The organism is Acinetobacter sp. Tr-809, assembly GCF_011753255.1.
Lineage (GTDB): Bacteria > Pseudomonadota > Gammaproteobacteria > Pseudomonadales > Moraxellaceae > Acinetobacter.
On record NZ_VWVZ01000001.1, the window covers coordinates 508,935 to 526,522 of the forward strand.

The window sequence follows — 17,588 nt, forward strand, 5'->3', positions numbered from 1 at the left end:
AAATTTAGTAAAAGACTTAACCCGCTTTAGATTCAGCTTGCTGAGCTGACCATATCGCCAATGTTTCGGGACTGACTGGATTTGCAATTGGATCAAGGAAAACAGGAACTGGACGCTCTGCTTCATCGTTATAACTGGTGGTAAATAAACGAACACGGTTCAAACAAATTTTGGTGTACGTTGGGCGTAACATGGCAAATTTTTCAGCACGTTCAGCCAGCTCTGGATGTTGTTGATTAAATGCAACAATGGTGTTGGAAATGGTCTGCCAGAAATCAAGTTCTGAATATTCAGGATAGTCTTGTAAAAATACATTACAGATATAACGGTAATGCACCATGAACAGTCCTGTAAAAATGAAATGACTTAAATCAGTAGCATCATGGCGTAATAACAAATCACCTTCAGACGGCAATTGAGCTAACTCTGGGAAATCCTCATCAACCAAATTGATGTCATCAATGAAGTCTTTTAATACCAATGCTTTTGGCACACCATTTTCATGCACTAACATGGTGTTTTCGCCATGTGGTGAAAAAGCTAAACCATAGCGATACAGACAAAGCAATAACGGACTCAAACAGACTTGTGCAAATTGTGCTAACCAAGCCAAAGGACTTAAACCAGATGCTTGAATCAGTACACTTAGGATCGATTGACCTGAAATGTCTCGATGCAAAAGTGCTGCCTGAGAAAGCACTTGTTGAGATTGATCAACATAGCGATCAACACTTTCACGCCATAAGCAGCCAAACAATTCTTTAAATTGGTAAGGTGCGCCTTCGATTTGGTCAAAACATGGTTGATGAATCGTCAATGTCGCAATTTCACCTAAGAAAATCACACCGGTATTCTGTAAGTCTTGATCTTGCTGATGAATTTGCTTTAACCATCCAGTTACGGCTGGAGCTGCAAGATTACGTTTTGATGGGAGTCCACGATAAACAGCGGTATTGAAAATACTGACAGGCAGCTTAATGTAATGACGTTGTAGGTTTGATGTGTTGCATAATGTCCGAATAGACTGCATTGGCACATAGCTGTCTTGGCTAATGTTCAGTTCAATAATTTTTTGATCGACAATTTCATTGGCATACGTTGGAACCAACCACTGATGCCATTGCCAAGCATGTACAGGAATCAAAAAGTAATTTTGCGGATCTAGGTTTTTTTCTTTCAAAATATTGATGAATTGTTGCAGCTCATTTGCATCAAACTCATGTTGGTATAAACCACATGCATCCCACTGCTGTGTGCTGCGGAACTCTGCCAAATCACGATGTACTGCCAACCATAAGACTTTAACTTCAGGTGATAATTCTGGTGCAGCGCTTAAATAGTCATCATAACCAAAGCCCATGCGCCCTTTACTCATGATCAACCAAGGATGACCACGTAACATACCTTCAACTTTATAATGTGGTTCAGTCAAAACTGCGCGGCTTGGTAAGCGTGCTTCATTAAACAAATGTGCCTCTGCCAACCAAGTATTATTCATTTCCTTAATCAAATACGCTTTGGTAAATGGCTTTACATCGGAGCTATCAGACATTGCAACAATAAACTCATGCAAATTCCAAGCAGGCTGATCACTCTGCTGGCCATTGCTTACATCACGTACTGAGCCTTCCTGAATATTCCAGTGACCAAGTAAATATTGGTGTCCTTGGAATTCATAATGACGATTGCCTAGATCTAACTGATAACGTCCTGCTGATAAGGCTTTAACTTCAATAATTTCTTCATATAGAAACTCTGCAATCGCCATCTCTATGAGACGCTGCCCAGCGGCACGCCATTGCTGCTGATTAATTTTTAAAGTTGCAAAGTTCATATCAATTTCTCATAAGTTGAATGTACAGACACAGTTTGTGTACGTGTATTTGCACAACGACTACCTGTATGTGCTGTAATCGTGCTTTGTTCTGTTTTCTTTAAAATAGAGTGGTTTTGGCTTACAGCTTTTTCAGAAGTACCATCTGCTGAAAGTACTTGTTCATCTGCCATTTGAATTTTGGGATTTTGAGTAAGTCCAAAATGCTGAAAGGTCTGTGCTTGTTGACCAAGTTCATAAAGCGACTCGCCAAGCAACTGGTTAATAATCGTGGCTGCACGATAAGCACCAAGCCCTAGGTCTGGTGTGCCTACGCCATGGCTATGCATTTCCTGATTTTGAACAAAAATATGGCCATTCAGATGATGTACAACTCGATAATCCTCAGTGATTTGCCAGCGCTGTTTATGATCAAATTCAATATAAGGTTTAAGTAACTGCATAAAACCAAAGTCAGGTGTAAAGTAACCTGTTGCGGCAACAATGAAATCACAATCTAAGTGGAAAGCCTGTGTCGTAGCACGATGTTGGAAATGTAGTCGAATTTTTTGTGTATCTAATACTTCTGCATCTTTCAAATCACATTGGCTATGTAAATGTGTCTGCAAACTTTGACCTGCAATGCTACGGTGATAAAGTTTCTGATAGATTTCACGAATAGTTTTTGCACTGATTCCCTTATACAACAATGCCTGCTGCTGCAATTGCTGTTCTTTCTTCTCGACCGGTAAATCATAAAAGTGCTGTGCATAGTCTGGGCTAAAATGCTCCAGTCCTAATGGTGCATACTCCATTGGGAAAAACCCTTGAGAACGCGTAAACCAGTGCAGGTCGAACTGATGATTAACCACATCCTGCTGCTCATCAAACAGATCAATAAAGACTTCAGCTGCGGATTGTCCTGAGCCAAGTACGACCACGTCGCCGTGTAAATCTGTATCGACATGTGTCATATACTGCGCTGAATGCAGACATTTTTGTGGTTGCAATTGCTGAACTTTGCTCAAACATTCAGGCAGGTAAGGTACATTCCCACTACCGATGACCAGATGACGGCATAAATAACTTTGCTGAACACCCTCCGATTCCACAAGAACTTTGAAACCGACTGTTTGAGGCTCAATCTTCAAGACACGAGATTGGTATTCGATACAATCAAGCTGTTCTGCAACCCACTGGCAGTAATGGTTATACTCGCAACGTGGAATGTGTGGCTGCTCTAAAAAATAAAACTTATATAAACGTTGTTGATGACGCAGATAATTCAAGAAACTAAATGGGCTGGTTGGGTCGACCATCGAGACCAGATCTGCCATAAATGGAACTTGCAATACCGTATTGGGTAATTGCATTCCCGCATGCCAGTCAAACTGAGCCTTTTGCTCAAAGAATGCATAGTTAAGTGAGCTTTTGTTCTGTAAAAGACTCGCCAGACTTAAGTTAAAAGGTCCTAAACCAATACCAATGAAATCAAGCATAACTGACATCCTTCTGTGAAATACGCAGTGGATTTGGCAGTTCTACATAGACAGATTGGTTTTCGACAGGTGCGATGAGCTCATCTAATTCATGTAAACGTGTTAGCAAGTTACCTTTATAAGGTAATGTTGCATTAAACAATAATCCTTGTAATAAGGTACTTTCAGGATATTGCTGCAACTGCTCTTGTAAGAAAGTTGTTAGGTGCTCCAGTAATTCATCTTCAGTGATATAACCTGTTGCGCCAATCGCATTGATAATGCCAAACAAGGTATTGCCAAAGAAATAATAACTAAAACGTTCATCCACAAAATCTTTAGGGCCTACAGCAAATGCCTTTTCTTTCAGCTCAGGCAGTGCTTTTAAAATTTCAGTCGCAAACTCTTCAATATAATAGAAACCTTGATTGTCACGTAGCCATAAGGTTTTTGGGAAATGGTTCTCTAGTTCCAACAACACATTCTGCTGATGTGATTCGAAAGCCATACCGTAACGATGATATACATACATCAAAGGTTGCAAACTAACTTCAAGGAAGCGATTAAACCAATCTAAAGCGATTTCTGAGAAATCGCTTTCGTGATGTGCTTTTGCAATTTTTGCGAATAAAGCATTGAAACGATTGAGTGGTTTACTCGGATGATCCTGACATAAAGATGCAATACAGGTTACTTGTTGTTGAGGATGGAATGGCTGATCTCGGAAAATACAAATACTTTCGTTCACCACCTCATCATCAATTTTTAAAGCAATCCATGCTGGATCATTCACCGCTTTTAAACTTGGGCATTGCTTTAAAATATTCTGACCAAATTCGCTATGCCATAAACGATGGGTTAATTCACCACGATGGCATTCTTTGGCTAAATTGACACGAATTGAATTGGTAATCATCACCGAAAGCGACGGCTTAACCATCCACGGTGCATTAAAACTTGCAAGTGTTCGAATCGAAGTCGTCGGAGAAAATTGCCAGCCACGCAAACCTAAATCAACCAATTGACCTGTTTGCTTTAAACGCTCAAACCAAGGTTTGCTTTGTAAATAGCGTGCCTGCCATGGATGCAAAGGCAGTAGTTTATATTCCGCATGCGTTTTTAATAAATTAAGATCGCTTTCTGACAAATACCATTGCAACGCAGTTTTGAGCTGACTTGAAATAGCTTCATCTGTTGCACTGCCCTCGGAAATATAATCTTGATGTACTAACCAATAATGAAGTTGCGTCTTACCTTTATGCTCAGGTGAAAACTTTAACCAATCTTCATGTACAAAACCTGTTCTACTTTTCGGTGCTGGATGCATACTGTGACCGAGGATTAGTGCTTGCTCTGTTTCAATAAAGTTTTGCCCAGCTTTGACCAAGTCATCAAAATCATCTTCACGTTGTACTAAAAACTGTTGCAGTGCATCACGACTCTGAATCCATTTATCTAACAAAGAAGCTGCATCTAAGGAAATAGGAGACTCAAAAACCAGTTCTTCAAGCAAGAGCCCAACGATTGCAACAGGACTGAATGTCTTGATTTGACCCTGAATAATGATTTGTGGAAGATTTTCTAAACGATGTCGCCCAACTCGACTGACATAAGATAAAGGAAAATTACATTGTGCTTGAATAGAATGGATAGGGATTGATAACAGCGTCAAACCTTGGCTAAACGCTTGTTGTTGTGGACTTTGCTGACTTTTATCTAGCAAGTGACCTTTGCCAGTTTCTTGCGTATATGCATTGACGAAATGTTGCATCGCCAACCGATTGGCAAGTGATTGCATCTGACGGTATCCTCTTTCAAGAGAGTTAATTTGTTTTTCGAAATGTTTTAGGCCTGAAACACATCTTAAGCATAAGGGAGGCTATGATTAAGATGCGATTAATGATAATTATTATCATTTATAATTTCAATTCCATTACAGAACTTGAAAAATAGTATTTAAACAATTGAATTAAATAATGTTAACTAGAAGAAAAGAATGAAAAAGATACAAAAAGATAATAATAATTCTCATTAAATAAAATGATAATTTTTCAATTGCTAATTGTTTTTGTAGATTTTAAAAAATCAAAAATAACAATAATTTATAAAAAACATTGTCTTTAAAATATATTTAATTAGTCTAAAACATCAAAGAAACCCGCTCCAAGCAATTTTGCAAGTTCCTGTGGATTAAGTCCAATATCTAACCCCCTTTTTCCACCACTCACATAAATTTTGTCAAATGTTGTCGCCGTTGAATCGATCACTGTCTTCAAACGTTTCTTCTGCCCCAATGGACTAATTCCTCCGACCAAATATCCAGTTAAGCGTTCGGCATCTTTCGGATTTGCCATTTGTAGTTTTTTACATCCAACAGCCATCGCCACTTTTTTTAGATTAAGTTGATGGTTTACAGGTAAAATTGCGATGAAATAATTTTTTTCGTCAGTCACCATCAAAGTTTTAAACACCTCTTCGACGTTTAAGTTCAATTTTTCTGCAGCTTCGAGTCCAAAGCTTTTTGCATTAACATCATGTTCATATTCATGAATAGAGAATGGTATTTTATTTTTTTCCAATAGTTTACAAGCAGGCGTCATAACAATTCAGTATTTTTGTTGAATGGTGGTCGTGTGATAAGTGTAGCATTTTTAGATAAAAGTTTAAATTTACTTAGGCTATTTTAGATATAAATCTATTCTTGATAAATGCTATCTCAACCTCATATATTTGCTAAAGGTTAGATCATAGGCTCAATTTCATTATGAGTTATAAGCATAATAATTTAATGGCAATGCGCCAAAATTATTGGGATGATGAATCATCTTCAACTGTACTGGCTGAAAAGCAATTACTCAGGATGTTGCTCGTTCAAGAAGGTATCTTTAAGGATGCGACTTTAGACGATACCAAGTATTTTTTCTTTACACTCCCCAGTATTATTATTGTTAAGGCATATGCTGTTGGTTTTCATCATAGCCAAGTAAAACAGATGTTAATGAAACATATACATAGCAATCGAGCCGCACTGATGCGGAAATCTTCGCTTAAGATTCAATTTAAAATTTAGGACAAATGTATAGTAAGTATTAAAATTTTACTTAGGCTATTTTTATGAAGACCCCCCTATTGCATAAATTTAGACTGATAATTCAAGAGATTGAACTATTTTAATACGTTCAAAAGCTGTAATATCCGCTACAATCCAAGTCTCGGCTTTTAACCCTCCGATTTCAGCATAGGACTTTTCTTTCATGTCAGATCAGAACGATAAGCTTAAGAATCTAAAAACCTCATCGGTGGATCGTCGCTTATCTATTGCAAAAGCTTCTTTACTTGCTGGAACACGTTGGGCGACTGCAAGTGCTACTTCTCTATTCTCTAGCGAAGAAGAAAAAGAGAAAAAACGTAAAAAAGCCATGGCTGAACAGGCACACTATTTAGTTTCTGAAATTGGTAAGTTAAAAGGTTCAATTGTTAAGATTGGGCAAATGATGGCTTTATACGGTGAACATTTTTTACCTGAAGAAATCACACAAGCCTTAAACACCTTAAATAATCAAACAGTTGCATTGGCTTGGCCAGCAATCAAAATACATTTGCAAGAGCAACTGGGTGCCAAATTAAATGACCTCACGATTGATCATGAGCCAATTGGAACAGCCTCCCTTGCTCAAGTACATCGTGCAACACGCAAATCAGATGGTTTAGAGTTAGTACTTAAAATCCAATATCCAGGTGTTGCAGAAGCAATTGATTCAGACATGAATCTTTTCAAGAATATGCTGAAACTAACTCGCATGGTGCCACAAACCCGCGAATTTGATCAGTGGTTTGATGAAGTTCGTGAAATGATGCACCGTGAAGTCGATTATGGCATTGAAGCCGCGACGACGCGCCGTTTTGCCGAACGTTTGAAAGATGACCCTCGTTATGTTGTACCGCAAATTGTTGATGAGTTCTGTGCTGACAAAGTACTTTGCATGACTTTTGAGCGTGGCGTACCTGTCAATAGTCCAGTGATGCTGTCTCTGCCACAAGAACGTCGAAACCAACTCGGTGAAGCATCTTTAGAAATTGCTGTGCGAGAATTGTTTGAATGGGGCGAAATGCAGACCGATCCGAACTTTGGTAATTACCTCGTTCGATTAGGTAATGGTGACGATGTTCAAGATAAAATTGTGCTACTCGACTTTGGTGCGATTCGCCAATTCGATAACAATTTGCTAACTGTCGCTCGTAATTTGATTCATGCAGGTTATGACCATGACAAAAATGCAATGGTTAAAGCCATGACTGGCTATGAATTTTTTGATGGTATGCCTGAAAGCATTAAACCTGGTATGGCTGATGTATTCCTGATTGCGACGGAAGCATTTAGCTGTCCGAGCAACAATCCAGATATGCCAGTTGGGATTATGGATGATCAAGATCGTTATGATTGGAAAAAAAGCCAATTACATAGCCGTGTAATGCAACAAGCAGGACAATCTATGGCTTCCCGCTATTTCTCGGTTCCACCCAAAGAGTTTATGTTTATCAGCCGTAAATTCATTGGCGCATATACCTTTATGACTGTGATTGAAGCGAAAACCAATGTACGGAAAATGATTCCACAGTTTACTGAATAACTTAGCAATACCATAAAAAGGCTTGCCTAAGAAATTAGACAGGCCTTTTTCATTTGCCTTACACAACCAATTTAGACATGCACCTCTTCAGACATGTTTTTAATTTCATAAGGTAAACCTACATAATTCTCTGCCAAGGTCGTCTGACCTGCATGCGAGCCAAGAATATAACTCAGCTCAGCCTGCTTAATTTTATGGTCAAACTCACTTTCTGTTTCAAAGCGATGCAATAAGTGTGTCATCCACCAAGAAAAACGTTCAGCCTTCCAGACCCGTTGTAAACATTTTTCTGAATATTCCTGAATGCCCTGATCTGAGCCTTCAACATAATATTCAATCAATGCACTGGATAAATATGCAATATCAGAAGCTGCAAGATTCAAACCCTTTGCCCCTGTAGGCGGAACAATATGCGCTGCATCCCCCGCTAAGAATAGCTTTCCAAATCGCATGGGTTCTGTCACAAAACTGCGTAGCGGAGCAATGCTTTTTTCGATTGAAGAACCTGTTACCAACTTTTCTCGGCTTTCGGTGTCTAAGCGCAATTTGAGCTCTTCCCAAAACTTTTCATCAGACCAGTCTTCAACTCGATCTGTCACAGGAACTTGTAAATAATATCGACTACGTGTTTCTGAACGCATACTGCATAGGGCAAAACCGCGTTCTGACTGAACGTAAATCAACTCATCGGCAACAGGTGGTACATCAGCTAAAACACCCAACCAACCAAATGGATAGACTTTTTCAAAGGTTTTAATCTTATCTTCTGGGATAGTTGCACGACAAATACCATGATAGCCGTCACAACCTGCAATGAAATCACATTCGATCTGGATGGTTTTACCTTGATGTTCAAATTGCACTTTAGGTGTTTGATAAAAATCACTGACCTGTACATTTCGTGCTTCATAAAATGATTTAAGTTGCGCGGCCTCCCGTGCCATCATCAAATCTTTAGTTACTTCTGTTTGACCATAGACCGTTACCTGCTTTCCACCAGTCAATGCAGATAAATCGACGCGATGCTTGTGACCATTGCTAAGTATCTCAATGCCTGAATGCGGCAATCCTTTCTCGTTTAGATGTTGATCTACACCAGCCTGTTTAAGTAAATCAACCGAGACTTGTTCCAAGATGCCAGCTCGTATCCTCGAAGCGACATAATCTCCACTACGTTGTTCAATAATAATATGCTCAATACCTGCTTTGTATAAAAGTTGCCCAAGTAGTAATCCAGCTGGACCTGCACCAATAATTGCGACCTGTGTTGTTAAAATTTCCATCACTTCATCCTTGTTATTTCCTGTCATTTAACTTACTGCTTTTAAGTTTTGTACACGATATAGCCAAGTTAAAAACAACCGTTTATCATCTCATTTGTCCGAATAGCGGACAAAACATCACAATAACAGGAATGGAAGCATGGTTAAGGTTGAAGCTGTGTTAGATCATCCCAATTCGCAAGAACAGATTCGTCAGGAAGACTATATTGCGGGTTTGGCAAAGGGCCTAGCTTTACTGGAGGCTTTTGGTGTTGATCGACAACGTTTAAATGTCACGCAAGTGGCTGAACGGACTGGAATCAGCCGAACAGCAGCGCGGCGCTATCTTAAAACTCTAAAATACTTAGGCTATTTAGACACAGACGAACATTATTATTGGCTCACCTATCGTGTGTTACGTTTGTCGAGTTCTTATTTAAGTTCAGCACATCTGCCTAAAATTGCCCAATCCTTCCTTAATCTTTTGTCTGCACAAACGTCATTAACCTTTTCCCTGGTGGTCTTAGATGATAACGAGGTGGTGCCGATCGCTCGTAGTTATCTGCCTCAACAAGATAATCTCAGGGTGAGCCCTTATGGCATGCATTTAGGCAATCGCCTACCTGCACACGCAACGTCAACAGGTAAAGTATTATTGGCCGCCCAATCTGAAGCTGCTCAACACGACTGGGTAAAAACCTTCGGTTTAAGACGTTTAACCCCCTTTACCATAACGGATGAAAGTAAGTTCTTTGAGGTACTGAAAGGTATTTCACAAGCAGATTATTGCCTCTCCAAAGAAGAACATGAACTCGGTGTCATCGCAATTGCCGTGCCTGTGATCAATGCTCAAGGAAAAGCGATTGCTGCTCTAAACTGCATGTCACAGACCAATCGTGTACAGGAAGACTATTTGATTCAGCAAATTTTACCGCTGTTACGTAACACCGCCAATGAGTTACGCAATGTGATTTAAAAGTATTTGTCCCTAGAGTTTTAGGGACGAATCACAAGGAATTTGTTAACCCTACTTAAAATGGATAATGTGGCGCTTGCGCCTGAATCGTCATCCATTGCCATTGGGTAAATTCATCCGCATTTGCAGGCCCGCCAATCCGGGTAGTATTGCCAGATGCTCCAAATCCACCAAAAGGATTCACGGTTTCATCATTCACGGTTTGATCATTGATATGTAATAAACCAACATTTAATTGTTGTCAAAGTTGCATACCACGACCAACATTAGCAGTAATAATCCCCGCGGAAAGCCCATAATCACCTTCATTTGCAAGTTCAATTGCCTGTTCATCGGTGCTAAAAGGAATCAGAACGGCAACAGGACCGAAAATTTCTTCTGTAAAAATCGGATTGTCTTGCTTTACATCAGCTAATACCGTTGGTTCAAAGAAAACACCATTGGCTTGTCCACCAACTTCCAATTTTGCACCATACGCAATTGCATCATTGACCAACTGCTCAACCCGTTGTGACTGCTTGGCATTAATCAAAGGTCCAATGGTGACATCCGCATTCAATGGATTACCCACCACAAAACTCTTAACTTTTTCAATCACACGTTGTTTGACTTGATGATAGATCTTTTCCTGAATCAAGATTTTTCCAGAGGTCATACAAATTTGACCTGAATGCAAAAAAGCCCCCCACGCGATATTCTCTGCTGCAAGCTCAATATCAGCATCGTCCAGAATAATCAGTGAGTTTTTACCACCAAGCTCCAAAGAAACCTTTTTGAGTGTCTTGGCTGCATTGGCACCGACAATACGTCCTACATGGGTTGAACCAGTAAATTGGATACTGGCAATATTTTTATCCAAGGTCAGTGCTTCACCCACTTCAGCACCACCTGGCAGTACATGTAGCAGTCCTTGTGGTAAACCAGCCAATTCAAAAATACGGGCAATTGCATAACCACTACAGACAGCGGTGCGCTCATCGGGTTTAAGCACAACCGCATTTCCAAGGGCTAAGGCTGGTGCAACCGCACGTAGCGCAAGATACAACGGAAAATTAAACGGTGAAATCACACCAACGACGCCTAGAGGAACACGTCTTGCTAGACTTAATTTCCCTTGAGAAGTCGGCAATAGCGTCCCCTGATCAGCCGCTGGTAATCCAATACAATGCTTTAATACCTGTATCGAGATATTAACCTCAAAACCTGCTTTTAATTGTAGCGAACCACTTTCTTTTACCAGCCATTCAATGATTTCAGCCTGATGCTCCGTTAGGATCTGAACTGCGCGCTCAAAAACTACCTGACGTTCTTGATAACTCAGTGCCCACCATTGCTTTTGTGCAATCTTGGCTTGCTGAGCTGCATCGACCACATCAGATGCATCTGCATATCCAATCTGCCCTAAGGGCTCACCAGTCGCAACTTCAACCACTTGATAACCGTTTTTGGCAGATTGCCATGTACCACGAAATAATTTTTGATCCCAAATTTCTTTTGTTAAAATAGACATCATTAACCTCGTTGTATTTCCTTAAATAAAGCATTCATTTTTAGAGGGATTTATATCCAAAAATGTACTGGCAAATGCTTGCCTGTATTTTTCTGACCAAGAAGTAGAAAAATTTACACTCCATCATCAACTAATATTTAAAAACAAACTGTTGCTTTTTGATGTCTTGTTATCGCGGAAGTTTAAAAAATTGATCAGCTCAAATGTTCTATTTATGCTTTTGTTGGCTTGATTTGGTGATCTGACTGAAAATCCTGATAGGTCTTACGATCATGTGAATCTTCAATCAAAGGCAGGACTTCTATCATGCTGTTTAAACAACGCTGCGCCAAGTGGATATATTCATGAGTGCCCTTTATTTTCCATGCGCTTTCTTGTTCTGTTAAATCTCGCACAACTTTTGCTGGGCTTCCTATTGCCAGTATATTGGCAGGAATTTGATCTTCGCTTTTGACCAAACTATTTGCGCCAATTATGCTATTTTCACCAATCTCGGCATAATCCAGAATGACGCTATTCATACCAATCAGCACATTTTTACCAATACGGCAACCATGTAAAGTCGCAGCATGACCAATATGTCCCATTTCTTCAACAAGGGTGACACTTTGCGGAAAGCCATGAATGATGCAACTGTCCTGTACATTGGCATTTGCTTTGATATGAATACGGCCAAAATCCGCTCGCAATGAAGCAAAAGGACCAATATAAACTCCAGCGTCAATAATCACATCACCAATTAAAACTGCTGTGGGATGCACAAATGCACTGGGGTGAACCACAGGAATCACCCCATCAATGCTATAGCAAGGCATGACTTAATCTCTCATTACTTTGGGTTAAGCCACCAAAACGACGCCAGAAAGGCGCAGTTGCATTCGGCATTGGCCCTTCCGATGTTGCCGCAACCGATAAGAAATAGTCATCTGCCGCTTCAAAGACTTTTTTGTAGATGTTCATGGACAATGTACGGGCATTGACCGCAGGCCAGTCCGCGGATAATAGCTCTAAGGGCAAAGCAGGATCTTTCAGTAAAATACGACGATAATAATGAATCAGTAAGGTCCTAATCTGAAAGGCTTGAATCGGTTCAATGCTTTCGTCGCCCTGCATCAAAATCACGCCAATTTCTCTAAACATATCCAAAAACTGCAGGTAGCGTTGACGTAACTCATCAATCGGCCAATTGGTTTCTAACATACGACCAATCGTTTCGGTAGAGTTATTAAACAGTTGTAAAGTTTCAGCTTTAAACACCACCACCTGCTCACTCATATTTAAGTCAACCAGTAGCTTTTGCAGTTGTAAACGATTTGAACCTGGATAAGCCATGAGATTGGTAGAAATATTGGCAAAACCCAACCATTCCAGTTCTTTCTTTAAAAACGCCTTATTGTCTGTATCCAGACTCGACATCAAAATCAGATCCCAAGAATGATCCCACTCTTTCATCTGATCATTATAAATCCGTTGCTCAGCTTGCAAGTATTTGGAACGACTGGCATCCGTAATGCGATAGAAACTGGTCCTGCCAATTTTATCTGAACCAAGCCAGTCATTTTTGACCAAACGAAAAACAGAAGTTCGTACAGCACGATCATTAAAATCAAACAACTCCATTAACTGAATCAAGCTGGCAAGACTGATATTTCCACCTCGATGCAATACTGAATCGCCAAAAATAGTCGAAATCAATGAGGTACCACTTAAGGGTTCATTCTGAATAATTGAATCAATAATTTGCTGTAACTTTACACTCATACTTTTATCTTGGCATTTAGATTCAGGATATAGGGAATACTATACCCTGAATGATTATAATGTTAAGCAATCTGACGCATATCAATGACGCGTTTTGCTTTACCCTCAGAACGTGGCAAGGTCAATTCATTCACCACTTCCACCGTAACTGAAATCCCAATCATGGTTTTAATCCGCTGCATCAACTGCTGAGCCAATTGCTGTGCCTGCTTGTCACAGTTATGGCACATTTCGGTACGGATATGCAAAGTATCCATATGCCCTTTCTTTGCGACCAGAATTTCATAATTCGGCACCAGACTCGGTACTTGCAAAATCTGTTCTTCGATCTGGGTCGGAAATACATTGACTCCGCGAATAATCAACATGTCGTCACTACGCCCTACAATCTTGTCCATACGACGCATCGCCATGTTCTGACCTGCCAATAAACGGGTCAAATCGCGAGTACGGTAACGAATAATCGGCAAACCTTCTTTGGTAATCGTGGTGAATACCAGTTCGCCTAATTCACCATCCTTACACACCTTACCTGTTTCAGGATTAATGATTTCAGGATAAAAATGGTCTTCCCAAATGGTCAGTCCTTCACCTTCGCCCAGACATTGCATCGCAACCCCTGGCCCCATGATTTCCGATAAGCCATAGATATCCAGTGCTTTGATATTTAAACGGTCTTCAATCTCACGGCGTAACTCCTTAGACCAAGGTTCAGCACCAAAAATACCAACTTTTAAAGAGGTATTTCGTGCACTACCCAACTGTTGCTCTAGTTTTTCAATAATACTGACACAATACGATGGTGTGACCATAATCGCAGTCGGTTTAAAGTCCTGAATCAATTGCACCTGTTTTTCAGTCTGCCCACCAGACATCGGAATTACGGTTGCGCCTAAACGCTCAGCACCATAATGTGCGCCTAAACCACCAGTAAACAGACCATAACCATAGGCGACCTGAATCATATCTTTGGCACTCAAACCTGCCATACGTAGGCAACGCGCAACGATATCCGACCAAGTATGAATATCTTTTTGGGTATAACCAACGACAGTGGGTTTCCCAGTTGTGCCAGATGAGGCGTGTAAACGGACAATCTGTTCCTGCGGTACGGCAAACATACCAAATGGATAGTTATCTCGTAGATCCTGTTTGGTGGTAAATGGAAACTTTGCGAGGTCATCCAGCGTTACAAAGTCATCAGGATGTACACCAGCATCATCGAACTTTTTCTTATACACAGGGCTATTGGCATAGACATAGGTCAATGTTTCTTTTAACCGTTTGGTTTGAAGTGCTCGCAACTCCGCTAGCGTGATTTTTTCTACATTTTCTATAATTTGGCTATCCACTGCCATCTCTCCTATATCGTTATTTCACGAGAACCGTCTAAATTAATTTAAATTTTCTAAAATAAGGGCCACACCTTGACCAACACCAACACACATGGTGCACAGTGCATATTGCCCACCACGTCTTTTTAATTCTCTAGTCGCAGTAATTACCAAACGAGTCCCACTCATACCTAGGGGATGTCCAAGTGCAATCGCACCACCATTCGGATTGACACGCGCATCATCATCCTTGAGACCTAACTCACGCATACATGCTAAAGATTGGGCTGCAAATGCCTCATTTAGCTCAATCACATCCATTTGATCTAAGCGAAGACCTGTTTGTTTTAAAAGTTTCTGAACAGCTGGAACAGGTCCAATGCCCATATATTTTGGCTCAACACCTGCACTTGCAATCGCGAGCACACGTGCCAAAGGCTTTAATCCGTGCGTGTCTGCAAACTGGCGATTGGTCAATAAAACACAGGCCGAACCATCATTGACACCAGATGCATTTCCCGCAGTGACTGAACCGCCCTCTTTACGGAATGGCGCTTTGAGTTTTGCCAAGCCGTCTAGACTCGTCTCTGCTCTTGGATGCTCATCCTGACTAAAAATGGTGATGTTCTTTTTACGATCGACCAGTTCAACGGGCAAAATTTCATCTCTAAAAAAACCATTTTGTTGCGCCGCTGCCACTTTCTGTTGACTACGAATCGCAAACTCATCCTGATCTTGTCGGCTAATCTTGAATTTTTCAGCCACATTCTCAGCCGTTTCGGGCATGCTGTCTGTGCCATAGTCAGCTTTCATCTTTTTATTAACGAAACGCCAGCCAATGGTGGTATCAAATATTTCCGGACTGCGTCCAAAAGCTTCGGTTGGCTTTGCTTGAACAAAGGGCGCTCGGCTCATTGACTCCACACCACCTGCCAGTACAAATTGAGATTCGCCCGATTTAATTGAACGTGCAGCCAAGCCGACAGCATCTAAACCAGAGGCACAGAGACGATTCACCGTCATTGCAGGAACTGCCTCAGGTAAACCCGCTAGTAAGGTTGCCATACGCGCCACATTACGGTTATCTTCACCCGCTTGATTGGCACAGCCTAAATAGACTTCATCTAAATCTTGCCAAGGTAGATGCGCATATTTTTCTTTTAAATGTTTGATTGGCAATGCCGCAAGATCATCAGTACGCACCGAACTCAATGACCCTGCATAACGTCCAATTGGGGTACGAATAAAATCACAAATTAAAACGTCTTCCATGATCGCTCCTGCTTATGCACATTCTGTTAAATTTTTTGAATAGTCAGCAATCACACTTTGCTGCTTTGCCACGTATTGCTTGAGATAAAGACTTGCACGATATTTTTCTTCGCCGTAGATGGCATATAAATTGTTTAACGTTGCCAAGACATAGTCAGCGCCCAATTGCATCATCCATTGATACGGTCCTTTAGGATAGTTCACTCCATATTTCATGGCATTATCAATATCTTCCATAGTGGCAATCCCATGCAGACTGGCTTCACAGGCTTCATTGATCAACAAGACAATGGTACGTAAAGTTAACAGTGCGGGATGATCGCTAATCCAAAGTACCTTGATCTGTTGTTGAGCAAAAAATGCTTCTATTTTTGCCAGATCTTCAGCTTGGCAAAGGTGGTTATGACTAAGAACCACCGCCTGTGCCTGTTCAAAATGATGATGCCAATCCATCAATATCGTTTTACGATTTGGATAATCGATATTGGCAGATTCTCCCTGACTTAGACGCAAATCAACATCATCAATTTGGATAATATTTTGATTGCTTGCTAAAGTACGACTTAAGCCGAGACGTTCTAATACATGCGGACATTGAGCCCATGTACCTTTGACTTGAACATCAGCATGAAAAGACGGCGCCGTAATAAGCTGAGGATGAAAAGTCGCATACTGTTTTTTTTCATCATAGCGATAAAAACCTTGCTTTGATTTACGGCCCCACGTACCTGCATCTACCAATTCTTTCTGAATCAGGCTTGGACGATAACGCGGCTCATAAAAGAAGGCTTCATAAACACTTTGAGTGACTGAGAAATTAACATCTTGCCCAATTAAATCAGTTAACTCACACGGTCCCATCGCAAAACCACCACACTGCTTTAAGGCATAATCCAGCTGGTCATAGGTTGTGACCTGTTCTTGCAAGGCACGAAATGCTTCTGCATAAAACGGACGGGCAATCCGATTGACGATAAAGCCTGGTGTTGATTTGGTCAGTACAGGAATTTTATTCCAAGCCAGCATCAAGGCTTTTAAGGCCTGACATAAATCAATTGGCGTTTTTAAGCCTTGTACAATCTCCACCAGTTTCATCACTGGTGCAGGATTAAAGAAATGCAGTCCAACCACTCGCTCAGGATGCGGAACAGCAGATGCAATTGCTGTCACTGAAATAGATGAGGTATTGGTGGCAAAAATAGTGTGATCACAACAAATACCTGCAAGCTGTTTAAACAATGCTTGCTTCACTTCCAGCTTTTCAACTACAGCTTCTATGACTAAATCAACATTTGCCAGTGCTTCCATTTGATCAGCAATGCTCAAACGTGAAAGTGCTTGCTGTACCTGCTCAGAGGTCAGTTTGCCTTTTTCTGTCAACTTTGCGAAAGTCTGATGCAATCCATCAACCGCCTGTTGGGTCTTTTCACGATCGAGATCGTAGAGAACAGTCGAATGACCATTGACCATTGCCAATTGAGCAATACCGATCCCCATTGTTCCAGAGCCAATCACGGCAATTTTGGCATCAGACAAATCTAGATTCATCAT

13 protein-coding genes and 1 pseudogene are annotated in these 17,588 nt (G+C 40.7%); 3 read left to right on the forward strand and 11 right to left on the reverse strand.

The window, feature by feature from the left end:
- Positions 1-16: 16 nt before the first annotated feature.
- From F3J02_RS02620 to ybaK, 4 genes are all read right to left on the reverse strand, one after another.
- Entirely contained in the window at positions 17-1,834 is a 1,818-nt protein-coding gene (locus F3J02_RS02620; RefSeq protein WP_167247385.1) for an IucA/IucC family protein, read from the reverse strand.
- The gene (locus F3J02_RS02625) at positions 1,831-3,312 is read right to left on the reverse strand and encodes a lysine N(6)-hydroxylase/L-ornithine N(5)-oxygenase family protein (protein WP_167247387.1); all 1,482 of its coding nucleotides are present in this window, start codon (positions 3,310-3,312) and stop codon (positions 1,831-1,833) included. Before F3J02_RS02625 ends, F3J02_RS02620 begins: the two co-directional genes overlap by 4 nt.
- On the reverse strand, positions 3,305-5,089 hold the full coding sequence (locus F3J02_RS02630; protein WP_167247389.1) for an IucA/IucC family protein: 1,785 nt from the start codon (positions 5,087-5,089) through the stop codon (positions 3,305-3,307). The genes F3J02_RS02625 and F3J02_RS02630 overlap by 8 nt, the downstream gene beginning before the upstream one ends.
- Before the next feature lie 337 nt (positions 5,090-5,426).
- On the reverse strand, positions 5,427-5,891 hold the full coding sequence (gene ybaK, locus F3J02_RS02635; RefSeq protein WP_167247391.1) for a Cys-tRNA(Pro) deacylase: 465 nt from the start codon (positions 5,889-5,891) through the stop codon (positions 5,427-5,429).
- 164 nt (positions 5,892-6,055) lie between these two features.
- On the opposite strand from ybaK, the gene F3J02_RS02640 reads away from it, so the two are divergent.
- Positions 6,056-6,361, forward strand: a complete 306-nt coding sequence (locus F3J02_RS02640) for a hypothetical protein (protein ID WP_167247393.1) — start codon at positions 6,056-6,058, stop codon at positions 6,359-6,361.
- A 184-nt stretch (positions 6,362-6,545) separates the two neighbouring features.
- Positions 6,546-7,922, forward strand: coding sequence for an ABC1 kinase family protein (locus F3J02_RS02645; RefSeq protein WP_167247395.1), 1,377 nt, complete (start codon positions 6,546-6,548; stop codon positions 7,920-7,922).
- 71 nt (positions 7,923-7,993) lie between these two features.
- Here F3J02_RS02645 and pobA read toward each other — a convergent pair whose 3' ends face one another.
- Positions 7,994-9,205 (reverse strand): 4-hydroxybenzoate 3-monooxygenase, encoded by a 1,212-nt coding sequence (gene pobA, locus F3J02_RS02650; RefSeq protein WP_167247854.1) that lies wholly within the window; start codon positions 9,203-9,205, stop codon positions 7,994-7,996.
- 139 nt (positions 9,206-9,344) lie between these two features.
- Between pobA and pobR the strand changes: the two genes are divergently transcribed.
- The gene (gene pobR, locus F3J02_RS02655; protein ID WP_167247397.1) at positions 9,345-10,160 is read left to right on the forward strand and encodes an IclR family transcriptional regulator PobR; all 816 of its coding nucleotides are present in this window, start codon (positions 9,345-9,347) and stop codon (positions 10,158-10,160) included.
- Between the two features lie 55 nt (positions 10,161-10,215).
- Here the strand turns inward: pobR and F3J02_RS02660 are convergent.
- The 6 genes and pseudogenes from F3J02_RS02660 to F3J02_RS02685 all read right to left on the reverse strand — a co-directional run bounded on the left by F3J02_RS02660 (position 10,216) and on the right by F3J02_RS02685 (position 17,588).
- A pseudogene (locus tag F3J02_RS02660) lies at positions 10,216-11,670 on the reverse strand (benzaldehyde dehydrogenase).
- A 212-nt stretch (positions 11,671-11,882) separates the two neighbouring features.
- A complete protein-coding gene (locus tag F3J02_RS02665) occupies positions 11,883-12,485 on the reverse strand; it encodes a gamma carbonic anhydrase family protein (RefSeq protein ID WP_167247399.1) in 603 nt (200 codons plus the stop codon).
- Positions 12,472-13,431 carry a PaaX family transcriptional regulator C-terminal domain-containing protein gene (locus F3J02_RS02670; RefSeq protein WP_167247401.1) on the reverse strand — a complete coding sequence of 320 codons (960 nt, stop codon included), beginning with the start codon at positions 13,429-13,431 and terminating at the stop codon, positions 12,472-12,474. Before F3J02_RS02670 ends, F3J02_RS02665 begins: the two co-directional genes overlap by 14 nt.
- A gap of 62 nt (positions 13,432-13,493) precedes the next feature.
- Positions 13,494-14,783: a phenylacetate--CoA ligase PaaK gene (gene paaK, locus F3J02_RS02675; RefSeq protein ID WP_167247403.1), complete on the reverse strand. Its 1,290-nt coding sequence runs from the start codon at positions 14,781-14,783 to the stop codon at positions 13,494-13,496.
- A gap of 42 nt (positions 14,784-14,825) precedes the next feature.
- The gene (gene pcaF, locus F3J02_RS02680; RefSeq protein WP_167247405.1) at positions 14,826-16,037 is read right to left on the reverse strand and encodes a 3-oxoadipyl-CoA thiolase; all 1,212 of its coding nucleotides are present in this window, start codon (positions 16,035-16,037) and stop codon (positions 14,826-14,828) included.
- A gap of 12 nt (positions 16,038-16,049) precedes the next feature.
- Positions 16,050-17,588: a 3-hydroxyacyl-CoA dehydrogenase gene (locus tag F3J02_RS02685; protein WP_167247407.1), complete on the reverse strand. Its 1,539-nt coding sequence runs from the start codon at positions 17,586-17,588 to the stop codon at positions 16,050-16,052.

Bases quoted from the DNA above. Each gene is read 5' to 3' on its own strand.
- F3J02_RS02620 (WP_167247385.1), bottom strand. From the start codon at position 1,834: ATGAACTTTGCAACTTTAAAAATTAATCAGCAGCAATGGCGTGCCGCT.
- F3J02_RS02625 (WP_167247387.1), bottom strand. From the start codon at position 3,312: ATGCTTGATTTCATTGGTATTGGTTTAGGACCTTTTAACTTAAGTCTG.
- F3J02_RS02630 (WP_167247389.1), bottom strand. From the start codon at position 5,089: ATGCAATCACTTGCCAATCGGTTGGCGATGCAACATTTCGTCAATGCA.
- ybaK (WP_167247391.1), bottom strand. From the start codon at position 5,891: ATGACGCCTGCTTGTAAACTATTGGAAAAAAATAAAATACCATTCTCT.
- F3J02_RS02640 (WP_167247393.1), top strand. From the start codon at position 6,056: ATGAGTTATAAGCATAATAATTTAATGGCAATGCGCCAAAATTATTGG.
- F3J02_RS02645 (WP_167247395.1), top strand. From the start codon at position 6,546: ATGTCAGATCAGAACGATAAGCTTAAGAATCTAAAAACCTCATCGGTG.
- pobA (WP_167247854.1), bottom strand. From the start codon at position 9,205: ATGGAAATTTTAACAACACAGGTCGCAATTATTGGTGCAGGTCCAGCT.
- pobR (WP_167247397.1), top strand. From the start codon at position 9,345: ATGGTTAAGGTTGAAGCTGTGTTAGATCATCCCAATTCGCAAGAACAG.
- F3J02_RS02665 (WP_167247399.1), bottom strand. From the start codon at position 12,485: ATGCCTTGCTATAGCATTGATGGGGTGATTCCTGTGGTTCACCCCAGT.
- F3J02_RS02670 (WP_167247401.1), bottom strand. From the start codon at position 13,431: ATGAGTGTAAAGTTACAGCAAATTATTGATTCAATTATTCAGAATGAA.
- pcaF (WP_167247405.1), bottom strand. From the start codon at position 16,037: ATGGAAGACGTTTTAATTTGTGATTTTATTCGTACCCCAATTGGACGT.
- F3J02_RS02685 (WP_167247407.1), bottom strand. From the start codon at position 17,588: ATGATGAATCTAGATTTGTCTGATGCCAAAATTGCCGTGATTGGCTCT.